The 16482-nt window shown below is 72.0% G+C and carries 15 protein-coding genes; 8 read left to right on the plus strand and 7 right to left on the minus strand.

Annotated elements, in window-relative coordinates; translation table 11 throughout:
• Positions 1-133: 133 nt before the first annotated feature.
• The 4 genes from ACULK2_RS00460 to ACULK2_RS00475 all read right to left on the minus strand — a co-directional run bounded on the left by ACULK2_RS00460 (position 134) and on the right by ACULK2_RS00475 (position 3663).
• Positions 134-820 carry an HAD hydrolase-like protein gene (locus tag ACULK2_RS00460; RefSeq protein ID WP_445967695.1) on the minus strand — a complete coding sequence of 229 codons (687 nt, stop codon included), beginning with the start codon at positions 818-820 and terminating at the stop codon, positions 134-136.
• A gap of 101 nt (positions 821-921) precedes the next feature.
• Complete coding sequence (gene nucS / locus ACULK2_RS00465; RefSeq protein WP_445967694.1) at positions 922-1617, minus strand: endonuclease NucS; 696 nt, start codon at positions 1615-1617, stop codon at positions 922-924.
• A 90-nt stretch (positions 1618-1707) separates the two neighbouring features.
• Complete coding sequence (locus ACULK2_RS00470; RefSeq protein ID WP_445967693.1) at positions 1708-2199, minus strand: hypothetical protein; 492 nt, start codon at positions 2197-2199, stop codon at positions 1708-1710.
• Between the two features lie 102 nt (positions 2200-2301).
• Complete coding sequence (locus tag ACULK2_RS00475; protein WP_445967692.1) at positions 2302-3663, minus strand: MFS transporter; 1362 nt, start codon at positions 3661-3663, stop codon at positions 2302-2304.
• A gap of 469 nt (positions 3664-4132) precedes the next feature.
• On the opposite strand from ACULK2_RS00475, the gene tdh reads away from it, so the two are divergent.
• From tdh to ACULK2_RS00495, 4 genes are all read left to right on the plus strand, one after another.
• Positions 4133-5176, plus strand: coding sequence for an L-threonine 3-dehydrogenase (gene tdh / locus ACULK2_RS00480; RefSeq protein WP_445967691.1), 1044 nt, complete (start codon positions 4133-4135; stop codon positions 5174-5176).
• Positions 5177-5178: 2 nt separating this feature from the next.
• Positions 5179-6378 carry a glycine C-acetyltransferase gene (locus ACULK2_RS00485; protein WP_445967690.1) on the plus strand — a complete coding sequence of 400 codons (1200 nt, stop codon included), beginning with the start codon at positions 5179-5181 and terminating at the stop codon, positions 6376-6378.
• Positions 6379-6484: 106 nt separating this feature from the next.
• The gene (locus ACULK2_RS00490; RefSeq protein ID WP_445967689.1) at positions 6485-6916 is read left to right on the plus strand and encodes an SRPBCC domain-containing protein; all 432 of its coding nucleotides are present in this window, start codon (positions 6485-6487) and stop codon (positions 6914-6916) included.
• A gap of 180 nt (positions 6917-7096) precedes the next feature.
• Positions 7097-8173, plus strand: coding sequence for a LacI family DNA-binding transcriptional regulator (locus ACULK2_RS00495; RefSeq protein WP_445967688.1), 1077 nt, complete (start codon positions 7097-7099; stop codon positions 8171-8173).
• 24 nt (positions 8174-8197) lie between these two features.
• On the opposite strand, the gene ACULK2_RS00500 is transcribed toward ACULK2_RS00495, so the two are convergent.
• The 3 genes from ACULK2_RS00500 to ACULK2_RS00510 all read right to left on the minus strand — a co-directional run bounded on the left by ACULK2_RS00500 (position 8198) and on the right by ACULK2_RS00510 (position 10917).
• Complete coding sequence (locus ACULK2_RS00500) at positions 8198-8968, minus strand: head GIN domain-containing protein (RefSeq protein ID WP_445967687.1); 771 nt, start codon at positions 8966-8968, stop codon at positions 8198-8200.
• A gap of 121 nt (positions 8969-9089) precedes the next feature.
• Positions 9090-10478 carry an MATE family efflux transporter gene (locus ACULK2_RS00505; RefSeq protein ID WP_445967686.1) on the minus strand — a complete coding sequence of 463 codons (1389 nt, stop codon included), beginning with the start codon at positions 10476-10478 and terminating at the stop codon, positions 9090-9092.
• Between the two features lie 64 nt (positions 10479-10542).
• The gene (locus tag ACULK2_RS00510) at positions 10543-10917 is read right to left on the minus strand and encodes a YccF domain-containing protein (RefSeq protein WP_445967685.1); all 375 of its coding nucleotides are present in this window, start codon (positions 10915-10917) and stop codon (positions 10543-10545) included.
• Between the two features lie 217 nt (positions 10918-11134).
• Between ACULK2_RS00510 and ACULK2_RS00515 the strand changes: the two genes are divergently transcribed.
• From ACULK2_RS00515 to ACULK2_RS00530, 4 genes are all read left to right on the plus strand, one after another.
• The gene (locus tag ACULK2_RS00515; RefSeq protein WP_445967684.1) at positions 11135-13621 is read left to right on the plus strand and encodes an ATP-binding protein; all 2487 of its coding nucleotides are present in this window, start codon (positions 11135-11137) and stop codon (positions 13619-13621) included.
• Entirely contained in the window at positions 13618-14298 is a 681-nt protein-coding gene (locus ACULK2_RS00520; protein ID WP_445967683.1) for a response regulator, read from the plus strand. The genes ACULK2_RS00515 and ACULK2_RS00520 overlap by 4 nt, the downstream gene beginning before the upstream one ends.
• Before the next feature lie 92 nt (positions 14299-14390).
• The gene (locus ACULK2_RS00525; protein WP_445967682.1) at positions 14391-15767 is read left to right on the plus strand and encodes a TrkH family potassium uptake protein; all 1377 of its coding nucleotides are present in this window, start codon (positions 14391-14393) and stop codon (positions 15765-15767) included.
• Entirely contained in the window at positions 15760-16467 is a 708-nt protein-coding gene (locus tag ACULK2_RS00530; RefSeq protein WP_445967681.1) for a potassium channel family protein, read from the plus strand. Before ACULK2_RS00525 ends, ACULK2_RS00530 begins: the two co-directional genes overlap by 8 nt.
• Positions 16468-16482: the final 15 nt, after the last annotated feature.

Here is a 16482-nt window from a genome sequence, read left to right on the forward strand (position 1 = left end):
GCGGATGCTTCGATCCGGGCGGTATGCGCCGAAGCATCCGCGCACGGCGCACCCGCCGACCGATGGCGCCGCTCACGGCGTCGTGCACGCGATCATGCGCGAGGGCGGGCAGGGCGGATGCCGCGGGCGGCGGTCAGCCGATGAGCATTCCGCGGAGCTGGTCGGCCGAGTGCACGACCGCGAGCGCATCGGCGGCCTCGGCGGGCGAGCCGTAGCCCCACTCGACCATGATCGTCGGCACGTCGTGCGCGGCGGCGCCGAGGGCGTCGTAGCCGCGGTCCCCGACCATGACCGACTCGGAGGTGTCGAGGCCGAGGTCGTCCAGGCGCCGCAGTGCCTCGGCGACGACGTCGGCCTTCGTGCTGCGCTCCTCGTCGTCGCTCGCTCCGGCGATGACCGTGAAGTAGCGGTCGAGGCCGGTGTGCGCGAGCACGGCGCGAGCCATCGACTCGGGCTTGCTCGTCGCGAGCGCGATCGGCAGGCCGGCCGCCTGCACGGCCTGCAGCACGCCCTCGACGCCGGGGAAGACGGGCGAATGCAGGAGGTGGTCGTCGTAGTGGTCGCGGTAGACGTTGAGCGCCTCCCAGGCGTCGACGTCGCTGAAGCCGGCGGTCATGCGGAGGCTGTCGAGCAGCGGCGGGCCGACGTAGGAGCGCAGGGTGTCGCGGTCGGGCACGGGCACGCCCATCTCGCTGAACATGTGGGCGAGGGAGTCCATGATCTCGCTGGCGGAGTCGACGATGGTGCCGTCGAGGTCGAAGAGCACGGCGGTCCACTCGCGAGGGGGCGCGATCGTCGGGACGGGGAGCAGGGAAGTCACCGCGACATACTAGGCCGATGAAATCCGAGGAACACTCGGGAACGCTGTGTGCCGGCTGAACGCGACCGGTCGCGAGCGGCCGCGCCGCGCCGCGCCATCGCTCAGAACAGCCGCGCGTGCCCGCTCTCGACGCCCCGCATCGCGTCGTAGTCGAGCACGACGCATCGGATGCCGCGGTCCTCGGCGAGCGTGCGCGCCTGGGGCCTGATCTCCTGCGCCGCGAAGACCCCGGCGACCGGCGCGAGGAGCGGATCGCGGTTCATGAGCTCCAGGTACCGGGTGAGCTGCTCGACGCCGTCGATGTCGCCGCGGCGCTTGAGCTCGATCGCGACCGATCGGCCCGCGGCATCCGTCGCCAGGATGTCGACCGGGCCGATCGCCGTCATGTACTCGCGGCGCACCAGCCGGTAGCCCTCGCCGAGGAGCTCGATCTGCTCGGCGAGGAGCTTCTGCAGGTGCGACTCGACGCCGTCCTTCACGAGCCCGGGGTCGACCCCGAGGTCGTGCGCCGAGTCGTGCAGCACCTCGTGGATCGACACGACGAGCTGGTCTGCGGTCTTCGCGTGCGTGACCTTCCACACCTCGGTGACGCCCGCCGCGCGCTGGTCGTCGTCGGGCTGGGCCGCCGCGAGCGTGCACGGCGGGCTCATCCAGTTCAGCGGCTTGTAGCTGCCGCCGTCGGAGTGCACGAGGAGGCTGCCGTCGCCCTTCACCATGAGCAGGCGGGTCGCGAGCGGCAGGTGCGCCGAGAGCCGGCCGGCGTAGTCGACGGAGCAGCGGGCGATGACGAGACGCACCCGACGAGTCTACGTCGGGCGTGGGGCGGGCCCCCGTGCGGTCCGCCCGCGACGGGCCCTGGTGCGGTCCGCCCGCGCCGGGCCGGCCGGTCAGCCCTGCGGCGAGCCGTCGCCCGGTCGCGCCTCGTGGTGCCGGCGCCCGTGCGAACGCTCGCGCTCCTTCATCTCCGACTCGAAGACGTGCCGACGGCCGCCGACGAGCTCGTCGCGCGCCGCGCGCTCGGAGGCCCGCACGGCGGCGTAGTAGCCGTCGTCGTACTCCTCCACCAGCTGGAAGGTCCACCGCCCCTCGATCACGTTGCGGCCGACGACCTCCCGGTCGATGCGGTCGGCGATCCCGTGATGACCCGCCTCGCGGAACAGCTCGACGGCCTCGCCCATGGCGAGATCGGCCTTCCCGGTCAGCCGGTGGAAGCGGTAGAGGGAACCCCGGGCGTCCTCGATCACCTCGAGCGCCGCGGAGTACCTGCCGAGCGCCTCGATAGTTGCGTCGGTCACCCCGTCGGGCCGCGTGTGCTCGGGGCGCGGCCCGTCGTCGGGCACGGGTCGGTCGTCCGGTGCGGTGTCGTCTCGCTGGCTCATCCCCGAATCATGCCGAGGCGGGGCCGGATGCCGCAGCCCCTTGCGCCGGGCCGACGAGGCGTCGAAGCACGTCGCGGCCCGCTGCGGTCCGCCCGCCCGGCGTCAGCCCCGGTCGGCGCGGCTCCGCTCGGGGCGGTTCCGCTCGCGGACCGCGGGCGCGGCGAGGAACGAGAGCGCCATGAGGCCGAGCAGCACGAGCAGCCCGTTCAGGATCCCGAACCGCTCGCCGAGGAAGCCGATGAGCGGCGGTCCGACGAGGAACGCGCAGTAGCCGATCATCGCGACCGCCGAGACGCGCGCCGCGGCATCCGCTCGATCGGGGACGTCGGCCGCGGCCGACATGCCCACCGGGAACGCCAGCGAGCAGCCGATGCCCCAGAGCAGGGTGCCGACGACGAGGACCCACGGCTCGGTGCCGAAGATGAAGAGCGCGAGGCCGAGCACGCCGACGGCGGCCATGACCTGGATCATGAGGACGCGCCCGAAGCGGTCGATGAACGGGCCGCCGAGCACGCGCGCCGTGGTGATCGCGACCGTGAACACCGTGAAGACGGCGGCACCTGCCGTGTCGTCGAGTCCGTGCCCGTCGACGACGGCGAGGGCGATCCAGTCGTTCGCGCTGCCCTCGGCGAACGCCATGCCGAGCAGCACCACGCCGATGAGGAGCAGGCGACCGTCGGTCCACACCGCGAGGCTGCGGCGGATGCGCGCGCCGAGCGGTTCGCGCGGAGCGTCGGTGTGCGGGTCGTCGCCGAGTTCCTCCCGGACGGGCACGAAGCGCACCGCAACGACCACGCCGACGGCGATGAGGGCCGCGATCACCCCGAGGTGGATCGCGATCGAGAGGCCCAGGGCGGATGCCGCGGCCGCGAGCCCCGCCCCGGCGACCGTGCCGAAGCTGAAGAAGGCGTGCATGAGCGGCATGACGGTCCTCCCGAGCTCGCGCTCGGCCTCGGCGCCCTCGACGTTCATCATCACGTCGACCGCGCCGTTGCCGAAGCCGAAGAGGGCCAGGCCGAGCACGATGAGCGCGACGCTCGGCAGCACGGAACCGCCGAGGCCGACCGCGACCAGGCCGGCCGCGGCGGTCGCGAGCACCCCGATCATCCCGAGGCGCGCGCCGAAGCGCGCCATGAGCCACGGCGCCGCGATGAGTCCGACGATCGAGGCGATCGAGCCCATGAGGATGACGAGCCCCACGCCCTGCGTGCTGAGCCCGACGGCATCGCGGATCGCGGGGATGCGCGCGACCCAGCTCGCGAGGCCGAAGCCCGACAGGAAGAAGATCGCGAAGATCGCGTTGCGCCACGCGACCAGTTCGCGACGCGGGCGAGCGGATGCCGCGGCGCGCGGGTCGGCATCGCCGTGCCGTGGCGCGTGGTCGTCGTGCTCGCTCATGGTCTCGGTGCTGCGGGTGGTGTCCGCGTTCGGTGCGGAGCTCGCGTCGTCTCGGTGCTGCGACATTACTGCCTCGTCGTCGGGGTGGATCTGCCGGCCGAGCGTTCGCCGCCGGTTCGAATCGATTCGAGTCGAATCGATTCGAGAGTAGCGCGGTCTCCCGAGGCGGCGCAACGAGGCCGCGATGCCGTTCACGGCGATCTCTCAGGAAACGGGGGGTGGCGAGGGTGTTCCGCGGCGTGCAACGATCATGCCAATCGAGGACGACGCAACTTGCACTGCGCCGTCCTCGTCCATGCCCGGGCCCGGTGTCCGACCCCGCTCCCGGACCCATGCCGCGGCGCTCGGCCGGGGTCGGCCCGGCCAGAGGGCCGGCCGGCCATCACCGGTTCCGGCAGCGCCGGCCCCGCGTCATCCGAATGCCCTGCTCGTTACGATGATCGGGTCACCTCGACGCGCGCCGTGACCCTCGGCGGGCGAGCCCGGCACCCGCACACCCCGTGGGAGCCCGTACGAAGTCAGGACAACGACGCCCATGAAGGCCCTGTACAAGTCCGCGCCCGGCGCGGGATTCGAGTTCGTCGACCGCCCCGAGCCCGAGCCCGGTCCAGCCGACGTGAAGATCCGGGTGCTGCGCACGGGCATCTGCGGCACCGACCTGCACATCGACGAGTGGGACGACTGGTGCTCGACCGAGATCCGCACGCCGCTGATCGCCGGCCACGAGTTCTACGGCGAGGTCGTCGAGGTGGGCGAGCTCGTGCACGACGTCTCGGTCGGCGACCGCGTGTCGGGCGAGGGGCACATCGTGTGCGGCATGTGCCGCAACTGCCGCGCGGGGCGCCGCCAGATGTGCATCCGCACCAAGGGCGTGGGGCTCCACCGCGACGGCGCCTTCGCCGAGTTCATCGTGCTGCCCGGCGAGAACGTGTGGGTCCACCACGACGATGTCGACCCCGAGGTCGGCGCGATCTTCGACCCGTTCGGCAACGCCGTGCACACCGCGCTCGCCTTCTCGCTGGTCGGCGAGGACGTGCTCGTCGCCGGCTGCGGCCCCATCGGGCTCATGTCGATCGCCGTGGCGCGCCACGTCGGCGCCCGGTACATCGTCGCGTCCGACGTCTCGCCGGCCCGCCTCGAGCTCGCGATGCGGATGGGCGCGGATGCCACGGTCGACGTGTCGCGCGAACGCATCCGCGACGTGCAGCCGCGCCTCGGCATGCGCGAGGGCTTCGACATCGGATTCGAGATGTCGGGCTCGGCGAAGGCGCTGCCCGAGATGATCGACAACATGAACCACGGCGGCCGGATCGCGCTGCTCGGCCTGCCGAGCGAGCCGTTCGCGATCGACTGGGGCAAGGTCGTCACCCACATGCTGACGCTCAAGGGCATCTACGGCCGCGAGATGTTCGAGACGTGGAACTCGATGAGCGCGATGCTCCAGACCAGCGCCGAGCTGCGCGGGCGCGTGGCATCCATCATCAGCGACCGCTACCCGGCGCGCGACTGGCGGACGGCCTTCGACGCGGCCGCCTCGGGCGGAGTCGGCAAGGTCATCCTCGACTGGACGGAGGTCTGAACGTGTACGGAGACGTGAAGGCGCAGCTGCGCGCCGAGCTCGACGAGATCGAGGCGGCGGGCCTGACCAAGCGCGAGCGCGGCATCCACGGCCCGCAGTCCTCGGAGATCGAGGTCGCCGGGCGCACGGTGCTGAACTTCTGCGCGAACAACTACCTCGGCCTCGCCGACGATCCGCGCATCGTCGCGGCCGCCCACCGAGGGCTGGACGACTGGGGGTACGGGCTCGCGAGCGTGCGGTTCATCTGCGGCACGCAGGAGCTGCACCTCGAGCTCGAGCGCGCGGTCTCGGCGTTCCTCGGCTACGACGACACGATCCTGTTCTCGTCGTGCTTCGACGCCAACGGCGGTGTCTTCGAGGTGCTCTTCGGGCCGGACGACGCGATCATCTCGGACGAGCTGAACCACGCCTCGATCATCGACGGCATCCGGCTGTCGAAGGCGCAGCGGTTCCGGTACAAGAACCGCGACCTGGCCGACCTCGAGGCACAGCTCGTCGCCGCGTCGGGTGCGCGGCGCCGGGTGATCGTGACCGACGGCGTCTTCTCGATGGACGGCTACGTCGCGCCGCTCGCGGAGATCTGCGACCTCGCCGAGAAGTACGGCGCGCTCGTCTTCGTCGACGACTCGCACGCGGTCGGCTTCGTCGGCGCCGGCGGGCGGGGGACGCCCGAGCTGTGCGGCGTCGAAGGGCGGGTCGACATCACGACCGGCACCTTCGGCAAGGCGCTCGGCGGGGCATCCGGCGGGTACGTCGCCGCACGGCAGGAGATCGTCGACCTGCTGCGCCAGCGCGCACGGCCGTACCTGTTCTCCAACACGCTCGCGCCGGCGATCGTCGCCGGCACGCTCGAGGCCCTGCGACTCGTGAGCGAGTCGGGCGAGCTCCGCGAGCGGCTGGTCGCGAACGCGGCGTTGTTCCGCTCGCTCATGGAGGAGGCCGGGTTCGAGCTGCTGCCCGGCTCGCACCCGATCGTGCCGGTGATGTTCGGGGACGCCGCGCTGACGGCGCGCATCGCGGACGCCCTGCAGGAACGGGGCGTGTACGTGACCGCCTTCTCGTACCCGGTGGTGCCCAAGGGGAAGGCGCGCATCAGGGTGCAGCTCTCGGCCGCGCACTCGGAGGACGAGATCCGACGGTGCGTCGGGGCGTTCGCCGAGGCGCGAGACGCGGTGCTCGCCGCGTCGCCGGCGCCCGCCTGAGCGGTCGGTCCGGCGGTCACCCGACCGACCGGGCCCGCCAGCGCAAGGGGGCTGCGGATCCGGTGCGCTCGGCGTACGGTCGGAACCGATGACAAGGAGGCACGAGATGCTGAAGGACCTCGTCGTGACCTCGGCGATCGAGATCGACGCCCCGCCCGAGCGCGTGTGGGAGGTCATCACCGACCCCGCGGCGGCGCGGGAGTACCTTCCCGGGACCGAGTTCGAAGCGCACTGGATGGTCGGCGGCGCACTCCGGTGGAGCGGCGAGTGGAACGGCCGACCCTACGAGGACCACGGGACGGTGCTCGAGATCGACCCGCCGCACCGCCTGGTGCACACGCACTTCAGCCCGCGGCGCACCAGCGGACTCGAGCCGGACGACCACCACACCCTGACCTGGACGATCGACGGCGGCGGCGACGCCCCGACGGTGCTCACGCTCTCGCAGGACAACAACGCGACGCCCGAGTCGGCGGCGCACGCCAAGCGCGTGTGGGACGCGCTCGTCGCCAAGGTCAAGGGGATCGCCGAGCGCTGACGCCGGCCCAGCGATAGCGCGCGGCGCTGCGCCATCCGCTGCTCAGACCTTGCGATCGAGATGCCACCTGCTGCGGGTACCACGGGTGCCGACTCGCATCACGTGGCATCTCGCGGTCGGGTGCGGCACGAACGGCGACGCTCGAGCGTGCTCGAATCGATTCGACCGTACAATCGAAGGGTGAGCCACGAACCCGCCGCCACGACCGGCGCCATCCCGCGCGTGACGCTCGCCGACGTCGCGGCGCTCGCCGGCGTCTCCGCGTCGACCGCGTCGCTCGCGTTCAGCGGCTCCGGCCCGGTGTCGGATGCCACGAAGGAGCGCGTGCTCGCCGCGGCATCCGAGCTCGGCTACGCCGGCCCCGACCCGCGCGCCAGGTCGCTCAGGCGCGGTCGCTCCGGCATCGTCGGGGTCGTGCTCGAGGAGCGCGTGCGCGCCGCGTTCCTCGACCCGGTCAAGATCCAGACGCTCGACGGGCTCACCGAGGGCATCGCGCCCCTCGGCGCGGGCCTCCTCCTCTTCACCGACTCCGGTGACCCGGCCGCGCCCGTCAGCCTCGACACCGCGCCCGTCGACGCGGTCGTGCTGATCGGCTGCAGCCCGAAGTTCTTCGCCCAGGTCGAGGCGCTCCAGCGCCGCGGCATCCCGCTCGTGGCCATCGAGGGCGCGCCGGGCGGCGGCATCCCCGAGATCACGATCGACAATCGCGAGGCGACGCGGCTCGGCGCCGACCACGTGCGCTCGCTCGGGCACACGGATGTCGCGACCGTCACCCTCCCGTTCGAGCCCACACGCCGCCGCGGCGAGCTCACGCCCGACATGGAGGCCGGCGCGACCGTCGACACCGCCGTCGAGCGACTGCGCGGAGCGCGCGACGTGTTCCCCGACATCCGGGTGAGCGTGGCCGGCGCGAGCTCGATCGAGGAGGGCCTCGAGGCGGCGCGACTCCTGCTCGCGGATGCCGCGACGCGGCCGACCGCGATCATCGCCCAGTCCGACCTGCTCGCGGCCGGCGTCATCCAGGCCGCCGAGGAGCTCGGACTCGACGTGCCGCGCGACCTCAGCGTCATCGGCTTCGACGGCATCCGGGTCGACGGCCTGCAGCACGACCTGACGACGCTCGTGCAGCCGTCGGTCGCGAAGGGACGTGCGGCGGGCGAGGCGGTCGTGCGCATGCTCTCGGGCGAGGCGGCATCCGGCACCGACTTCACGAGCACGCTGCACGTCGGAGACACGACGGCGCCGCCACGCGGCTGAGCGCCCCACCCGCAGCGGCCGAGCTCAGGACGGCGTGATCTCGCCCGACCCCGACACCGTGCTGCGGATCTCCGGACGGCCCGAGTAGCGCACCGTGCCGCTGCCGGAGAGGACGACCTCGAGCGACTCGGACGCGTCGACCGAGATCTCGCCCGACCCCGAGAGCACCACCCGCGCCGAGTCGGCGCTGAGCTCCGATGCGTCGACGTCGCCAGAGCCGTCGACGTTCACCTGCAGCTCGTCGGTCGTCCCGCTCGGCACGATCGAACCCGAGCCGCTGATCGACGCCCGGACGGTCGTCGCGTCGAGTTCGTCGGTCTCGATCTCGCCGGAGCCGCGGATCTCGAGGGTCACGTCGTCGGCGTCGCCGAACTCGGCGGTCATGTCGCCCGACCCCGAGATCAGGACGGACTCGAGCGAGGTGAGGGTGATGTCGAACACGAGGTCGCGCGCGCCGACGACGATCGGGCCCCGCTGCAGGTCGATGACGAGCGCGTCGCCCTCGACCTCGGTCGTGAGGCGTTCGAGCACGTTCTCGCCGCCCGTGACGGTCAGCGATGGCGAATCGCCGAGCCGGATCGTCACGTCGCCCGCCCCGCGCAGCACGACGGCGGACGCATCGCCGATCTCGCGGTTCTCGGTGCGTGTGTCGCCGGCCGTGACGAACGGCACGCACGCGGTGACCGCGACGAGGACGCCGGCGGCCAGCACGGATGCCGCGGCGGCGCGTGGGACGACGCGGCGTCGACCGCGGATGCGAGCGGCGGAGCGGGGCAGCGCGCGGCGGGCGGACATGGCGGCCTCCTTCGGACGGCGGTGGCTCGAACGCTAGGCGGTGCCGTGCGCTGCCGCAGGGCCATTGGTCACCCGGGCGAGTGCGCCGGTCGCTCGTGCAGCGGCCTGTGCGCGGGTCAGGTCAGGCGGGTGCGCCCGTCACCATCCAGGCACGGCCGCGGGCACCCAGGGAGAGCGTGACGGCGCGCGCCGCGAGGTAGCCGAGCGAGAACGCCGCCGTGAGCGCCGCGAGGGCGACCGCGCCGGACACGTCGGCGCCGGAGGCATCCGCCCACCACACGACGCCGAGGGCCATCGGGACGAACGCGGCGAGGTTCAAGAGGCCCGTCCACGCCAGGTAGCGGGCGTCGCCGGCGCCGATGAGCACGCCGTCGAGCACGAAGACGAGCCCGCCGAGCGGCGCCGACAGGCCGAGCACGACGAGCGACGGCGGCAGGAGGGCCGCGACCTCGGCCGACGACGTGAAGACCGCGGGCAGCACCCACGCGGTCGCGATGACGAGCGCGCCGACCACGGCGCCCGCGCCGACGCCCCACTCGACGCACCGGCGGAGCACCGCGCGCACCACGGCGACGTCGCCCGCGCCGAGACCCTTGCCGATGAGGGCCTGCGCCGCGATCGCCAGCGCGTCGAGCGCGAACCCGAGCGTGAAGTAGATCGTGATCGCGACCTGGTAGGCCGCGAGCTCGTCGCGGCCGAGCGAGGCTGCCGCCCACGTCGCGAGCAGCAGCGCGACGCGCAGGCTCGCCGTGCGGAGGAACAGCCAACCGCCGTCGCGGGCGCCGCGCAGCACGCCGGCGTGATGCGGCCACGGGGACGCGCCGACTCGAGAGACGTGCCGGGCGACGACGACGAGGTAGACGAGCACCATGCCCCACTGCGCGACGACCGTGCCGATCGCCGAGCCGGCGATGCCCCAGCCGAGCCCGTAGATGAACAGCGCGTTGAGGGCGATGTTCGCCGTGAAGCCGATGCCGGCGACCCACAGGGGCGTGCGCGTGTCCTGCAGGCCCCGCAGCAGCCCCGTCGCGGCGAACACCACGAGCATGGCGGGCAGGCCGATCATCGAGATCGTCAGGTAGACGGATGCCTCGGCGGCGACCTCATCGGAGGCGCCGAAGGCGCCCACGAGCCACGGGGCGGCGAACCATCCGGCGAGGGCGAGCACCGCCCCGAGGCCGAGCGCGAGCCAGAGCCCGTCGACCCCGGCCGCGACGGCGCCCCGCTCGTCGCCCGCGCCGAGCCGGCGCGCGACCGACGGCGTCGTCGCGTACGCGAGGAAGACCATCAGCCCGACGATCGTCTGCAGCACGGCGCTCGCGAGCCCGAGGCCGGCGAGGGGGGCGGCGCCGAGGTGCCCGACCATCGCCGTGTCGGCGAGCAGGAAGAGCGGCTCGGCGATGAGCGCGCCGAGCGCGGGCACGGCGAGGCGCAGGATGTCGCGGTCGACCGTGCGACGCGCGACGACCGACGCGGCGGAGGGGGTCGGGGCGGGGGAGGCGGAGCTCATGGCGGGACGAGCCTACGCGCCGCCGCCGACGGTGCGACGGCGCTCCGATCGCCTCGGATCGCGGCTACGCGTCGACGATCTCCTTGCCGAGCGGCGCGAGCGAGACCGGGATGAGCTTGAAGTTCGCGATGCCGAGCGGGATGCCGATGATCGTGAGGCACATGATGACGCCGGTCACGAGGTGCTCGAGCGCGAGCCACCATCCGGCGAGGAGCACCCAGATCACGTTCCCGATGAACGACCAGGCGCCCGACGTCGGCTTCGAGACGACCTCGCGCCCGAACGGCCAGAGCGAGTAGTTCGCGATGCGGAACGACGCGATGCCCCACGGGATCGTGACGATGAGCACGCACATCAGCAGGCCGGCGAGCATGTACCCGATCCACAGCCAGATGCCCGCGAGGATCAGCCAGACGACGTTCAGGATCGTGTTGAGCATGGCTCGATCATGGCAGCGCCGGCCGGAGCGCGGAATCGGGTTGACCCCCGCAGGCCGGATGTGGTGTTCGGGAGACCGGATGCGAGGCGTCCGGAGGCGAGGCGTCGGGAGGCCCGGCCGTGGAGTGGTCCCGCCACCCGATCCCGAGTTCCCGGATCGCCGACGGTGGATCGGCCGACGTCGGAACTCGCGCTCTCCGGGATGGGAGACTGACCGCATGAGACGGGGGCGGCTCCGCGTGCTGCTCGGCGCCGCTCCCGGCGTCGGCAAGACGTACACGATGCTCGAGGAAGGCCGTCGCCTTCGCGACGAGGGGCACGACGTCGTCGTGGGCTTCGTCGAATCGCACGGACGCGCCGCCACCGCCGCCATGGTCGACGGGCTCGAGGTCGTGCCGCGCCGCAGCGAGACGCATCGCGGACTGCGCCTCGAGGAGATGGACCTCGAAGGGGTGCTCGCGCGGAAGCCCGAGATCGCCCTCGTCGACGAGCTCGCGCACACGAACGCGCCCGGTTCGCGCCATCCGAAGCGCTGGCAGGACGTCGACGACCTGCTTGCCGCGGGCATCGACGTCATCTCGACGGTGAACACCCAGCACATCGAGTCGCTCGGCGACGTCGTCTACGAGATCACGGGCGCCCAGCAGCGCGAGACCATCCCGGATGCGGTGCTCCGCGGTGCCGACCAGGTCGAGGTGGTCGACCTCGCGCCGCAGGCGTTGCGGGACCGCCTGGCCACGGGCCTCGTGTACCCGGCCGAGCGCATCGACGCGGCGTTGTCGAACTACTTCCGGCTCGGCAACCTCACCGCCCTGCGGGAGCTCGCGCTGCTGTGGCTCGCCGACGAGGTCGACCAGGCGCTGAAGGCGTACCGCGCCGAGCACGGCATCACCGGGAAGTGGGAGGCCCGCGAGCGCGTGGTCGTGGCGCTCACGGGCGGCCCCGAGGGCGAGACGCTGCTGCGGCGCGGCGCCCGGATCGCGGCGCGCTCGTCGGGCGGCGAGCTCCTCGCCGTGCACGTGACCAGCCCCGACGGGCTGCGGGCGCGCCATCCGGAGGCCCTCGACCGGCAGCGCACCCTCGTGGAACGACTCGGCGGCACGTACCACGAGGTCGTCGGCGAGGACATCCCGCGGGCGCTCGTCGACTTCGCACGGGCGTCGGATGCCACGCAGCTCGTCATCGGCGTGAGCCGCCGGTCGCGGCTCGCCGCTGCGTTCACGGGCCCGGGCATCGGTGCGACGGTCATCCGCGAGTCCGGCGACATCGACGTGCACATCGTCACGCACGCGGCGGCCGGGTCGGCCTTCTCGCTGCCACGCCTCGGCGGCGCGCTGAGCCGGCGGCGGCTCATCGCCGGCTTCGCGGTCGCGCTCGTCGCGGGCCCGCTGCTCAGCTGGATGCTCTGGATACTCCGGTCGGAGGCGTCCATCACGAGCGACGTGCTCGCCTACCAGCTGCTCGTCATCATCGTCGCGCTCATCGGCGGCCTGTGGCCGGGGCTCTTCGCGGCGGTGCTGTCGGGCATCACGCTGAACTTCCTGTTCATCGAGCCGCTGTACACGCTCTCGATCGGGCTGCCGCGCCAGTTGCTCGCCCTCGTCTTCTACGTGGTCAACGCGCTCCTGGTCAGTTATGTCGTCGACCAGGCCGCCCGGCGGACACGCGAGGCACGCCGATCGGCCGCGGAGTCGCAGTTGCTCGCCACGATCGCCGGCAGCGTGCTGCGCGGCGAGGACGCCCTGCAGGCGATGGTGACGAGGACGCGCGAGGCATTCGGGCTCGCGGGCGTGCGGCTCCTCGTCGACGGCGAGATTCGCGCCACCGACGGCGAGCCCACGAGGGATGAGCGCCACCAGATGGTGCCGATCGGCACGCGCGGCGTGCTCGAGCTGCACGGGCGAGAGCTCGAGGCATCCGAGCGGCGCCTGCTCGCGGTGATCGCTACGCAGATGGATGCCGCAGTCGAACAGGGCGCGCTCGCGACCGCGGCTTCGGCGGCCCATTCGCTGGCCGAGACCGACCGCGTCCGCAGCGCCCTGCTCGCGGCCGTCGGGCACGACCTGCGCCGGCCGCTCACGGCAGCGAGCGCCGCGGTGAGCGCGCTGCGCGCCGACGACGTGAAGCTCGGTCGCGCCGAGCGACGCGAATTGCTCGACACGGCCGCGGAGAGCCTCGAATCGCTCGCGGAGCTGGTGACGAACCTGCTCGACGTGAGCCGGGTGCAGGCCGGCGCGCTCGCCGTCACGATCGCGCCCACCGAGATCGCCGACGTGATGTTCCCCGCGCTCGAGGAACTCCGGGCGGGGCCGGGCGACGTCGAGATCGAGCTGCCGGACGACGCGCCGCGCGTGCTCGCCGACGGCGTCCTGCTGCAGCGGGCGGTCGTCAACATCCTCGCGAACGCGCTGCGTTATTCGCCGCCGGGCGAACGCGTCCGGGTGACGGCCAGCTCCTTTCGCGGCTCGGTGCAGCTGAGGATCGTGGACCGTGGGCCCGGCATCCCGGCCGAGCGACGCGACCAGGTGTTCACGCCGTTCCAGCGCCTGGGCGACACCGACAACGACGCCGGGCTCGGGCTCGGCCTCGCTCTCTCGAAGGGCTTCGTCGAGGGCATGGACGGCACACTGGAGGTGGAGGACACGCCGGGCGGTGGCGTGACGATGGTGGTCACCCTCCCCGCCGAGGACGAGGAGGTCGCGTGAGGATCCTGCTGGCTGACGACGACGAGCAGCTGCAACGCGCACTGCGCATCACGCTGACCGCGCGCGGCTACGAGGTGCTGCAGGCTCGCGACGGCGCCGAGGCCATCGACGTCGCCGCGAGCGGCCACCCCGACCTCATCGTGCTCGACCTCGGCATGCCGCGGGTCGACGGCATCGACGTCATCCGGGCCGTGCGGGCGTGGTCGAGCGTTCCGATCCTCGTCCTCTCGGGGCGCACGGATTCGACCGAGAAGGTCGAGGCGCTCGATGCCGGTGCCGACGACTACGTCACGAAGCCGTTCGCGATGGACGAGTTCCTGGCGCGGATCCGCGCCAGATCCCGGCGACCGGCCGGTGAGGAGGACGCGGCATCCGTGCGCATCGGCGATCTCGAGGTCGATCTGGCCGCACGCGCCGTGCGGACCGCCGACGGCCGGCCGAGCACGATCCGGCTGACACCGACCGAGTGGCGGCTCCTCGAGCTGCTGCTCCGCAACCCGGGCAAGCTCATGACCCGCCAGATGCTGCTGAGCGAGGTCTGGGGCCCGTACCACGCGAACGACGGCGGCTACCTGCGGCTCTACATGGCCCAGCTCAGGCGAAAGCTCGAACCGGTGCCCTCGCAGCCGAGGCACCTCGTCACGGAACCCGGGATGGGGTACCGGTTCGACCCCTGACGCAACGCCCCTAACGGAATCCTTACGCTCGGCATGCCGATCCTGACGGCGCGCCGACATCCGCGCGCCGGGGATTGGGCTGGAATCGATCCGTGAGCATCCGGCAGTCGGTCCGTCGCGCGCGTCGGGCGAGCATCCGACGCGGATTCCGCCTCCATCCTGCGCAGGCGGTCGCGGCCGGATTCGCCGCCGCGGTGACGGCCGGCACCTTCCTGCTCTGGCTTCCGCCGATGAGTCGCGAGCCGGGCGGAACGAGCTTCATCGACGCGCTGTTCACGGCGACGAGCGCCGTGTGCGTCACGGGGTTGGTCGTCGTCGACACCGAGTTGCACTGGACTCCGCTCGGACACCTCGTGATCCTGACGCTGATCCAGCTCGGCGGTCTCGGCATCATGATCTTCGCGTCGCTCATCGGGCTCGTTCTCGCTCGCAAGATGTCGGTCCGCACCCGGCTCAACACGGCGGCCGAAGCCAAGGCGGTCGGGTTCGACGACGTCCGGGGCCTGGTGCGCGGCATCGTGCTCATCTCGTTCGCGATCGAGGGCCTGACCTGGATGTTCCTGTTCCCGCGATTCCTGTTCGGCTACGACTACAGCCCGGCGGATGCCGCGTGGCACGCGCTGTTCCATTCGATCTCGTCGTTCAACAACGCCGGGTTCTCGCTGTACTCGAACAGCATCATGGACTTCGTCGCCGACCCGTTCATCTGCCTCCCGATGTGCGCGGCGATCATCCTCGGCGGGCTGGGCTTCCCCGTGATCATGCAGCTGCGCAAGGAGTTCGCACGGCCGCTGCACTGGTCGATGAACACCAAGCTCGTGCTCTGGGCCACGGTCGTGCTGCTCGTCGGAGGCTGGGCCTACCTGACCGTGGTCGAGTGGAACAACCCCGACACGTTCGGTCCGCTCGATCCCGGAGGGAAGCTGCTCGCCGGATTCTTCGCGTCGGTGCAGACCCGCACGGCGGGATTCAACAGCGTCGACGTGGGCCTGATGCACGACGAGAGCTGGGTCGCGATGGACGTGCTGATGTTCATCGGCGGCGGCCCGGCGGGCACGGCCGGAGGCATCAAGGTCACGACCTTCGCCGTGCTGTTCTTCATCCTCCTCACCGAGCTGCGTGGCGAGGGCGCCGTGAACATCTTCGGCAAGCGACTCTCGCGGGCGGTGCACCGACAGGCGATCACGGTCGTGCTCGTCGCGGTCGCCGCGGTCATGGTCGCGGCCGTCGCGCTCATGCACATCACCGGGCTCGGATTCGACCGCGTGCTGTTCGAGGCCGTCTCCGCGTTCGCAACGGTCGGGCTGTCGACCGGCATCACGTTCGACCTGCATCCCGCCGCCGAGGTGATCCTCGTCGTGCTCATGTTCCTCGGCCGCATCGGTCCCCTCACGCTCGGTTCGGCGATCGCGCTTCGCGAGCGGAGGATCCTCTACGAACTCCCCAAGGAAAGGCCCGCAATTGGCTAGGTTCTCGATCTTCGGCGGCGGTGCCGCCGACACGTCCCGGCGCATCGCCGAGGCCGACTCGGTCGCGGTCATCGGCCTCGGCCGGTTCGGCAGCTCCCTCGCGCTCGAGCTCATGCGCGCCGGCACCGAGGTGCTCGGCATCGATGCGACCGAGGAGATCGTGCAGAGCCTGAACGGCGAGCTCACGCAGGTCGTCCGCGCCGACTCCACCAAGGCCGAGGCGCTGAGGCAGCTCGCCGTCGACGAGTTCGACCGCGTGGTCGTCGCGATCGGCACCGACATCACCGCCTCGATCCTGACCTGCTCCGTGCTGCTCGGCATGAAGACCCCGGTGATCTGGGCGAAGGCGGTGACCGAGCAGCACGCGCTCATCCTCGAGCAACTGGGCGTGCACCACGTGATCCGGCCCGAGGCCGAGATGGGCAAGCGGGTCGCGCACCTCGTGCGCGGCGCGGCGCTCGACTACATCGAGATCGAGCCCGGCTACGCGATCGTGAAGTCGTCGCCACCCGCTCGACTGCACGGCGTGCCGCTCGGGCAGTCGGGGCTGCGCAAGGACTTCGGCGTCACGATCGCGGCGTTCAAGAAGCCCGGAGGCGAGTGGCACAACGCCGACATGGACACGGTGCTCGACGAGGGCGACACGATTCTCATCGTCGGCCCCACGCGGAAGGCCGAGGGGTTCGCGCAGCTGAGGTGACGCGCGGGCGCGCTT

It is taken from the genome of Agromyces molybdatiresistens (assembly GCF_052748445.2).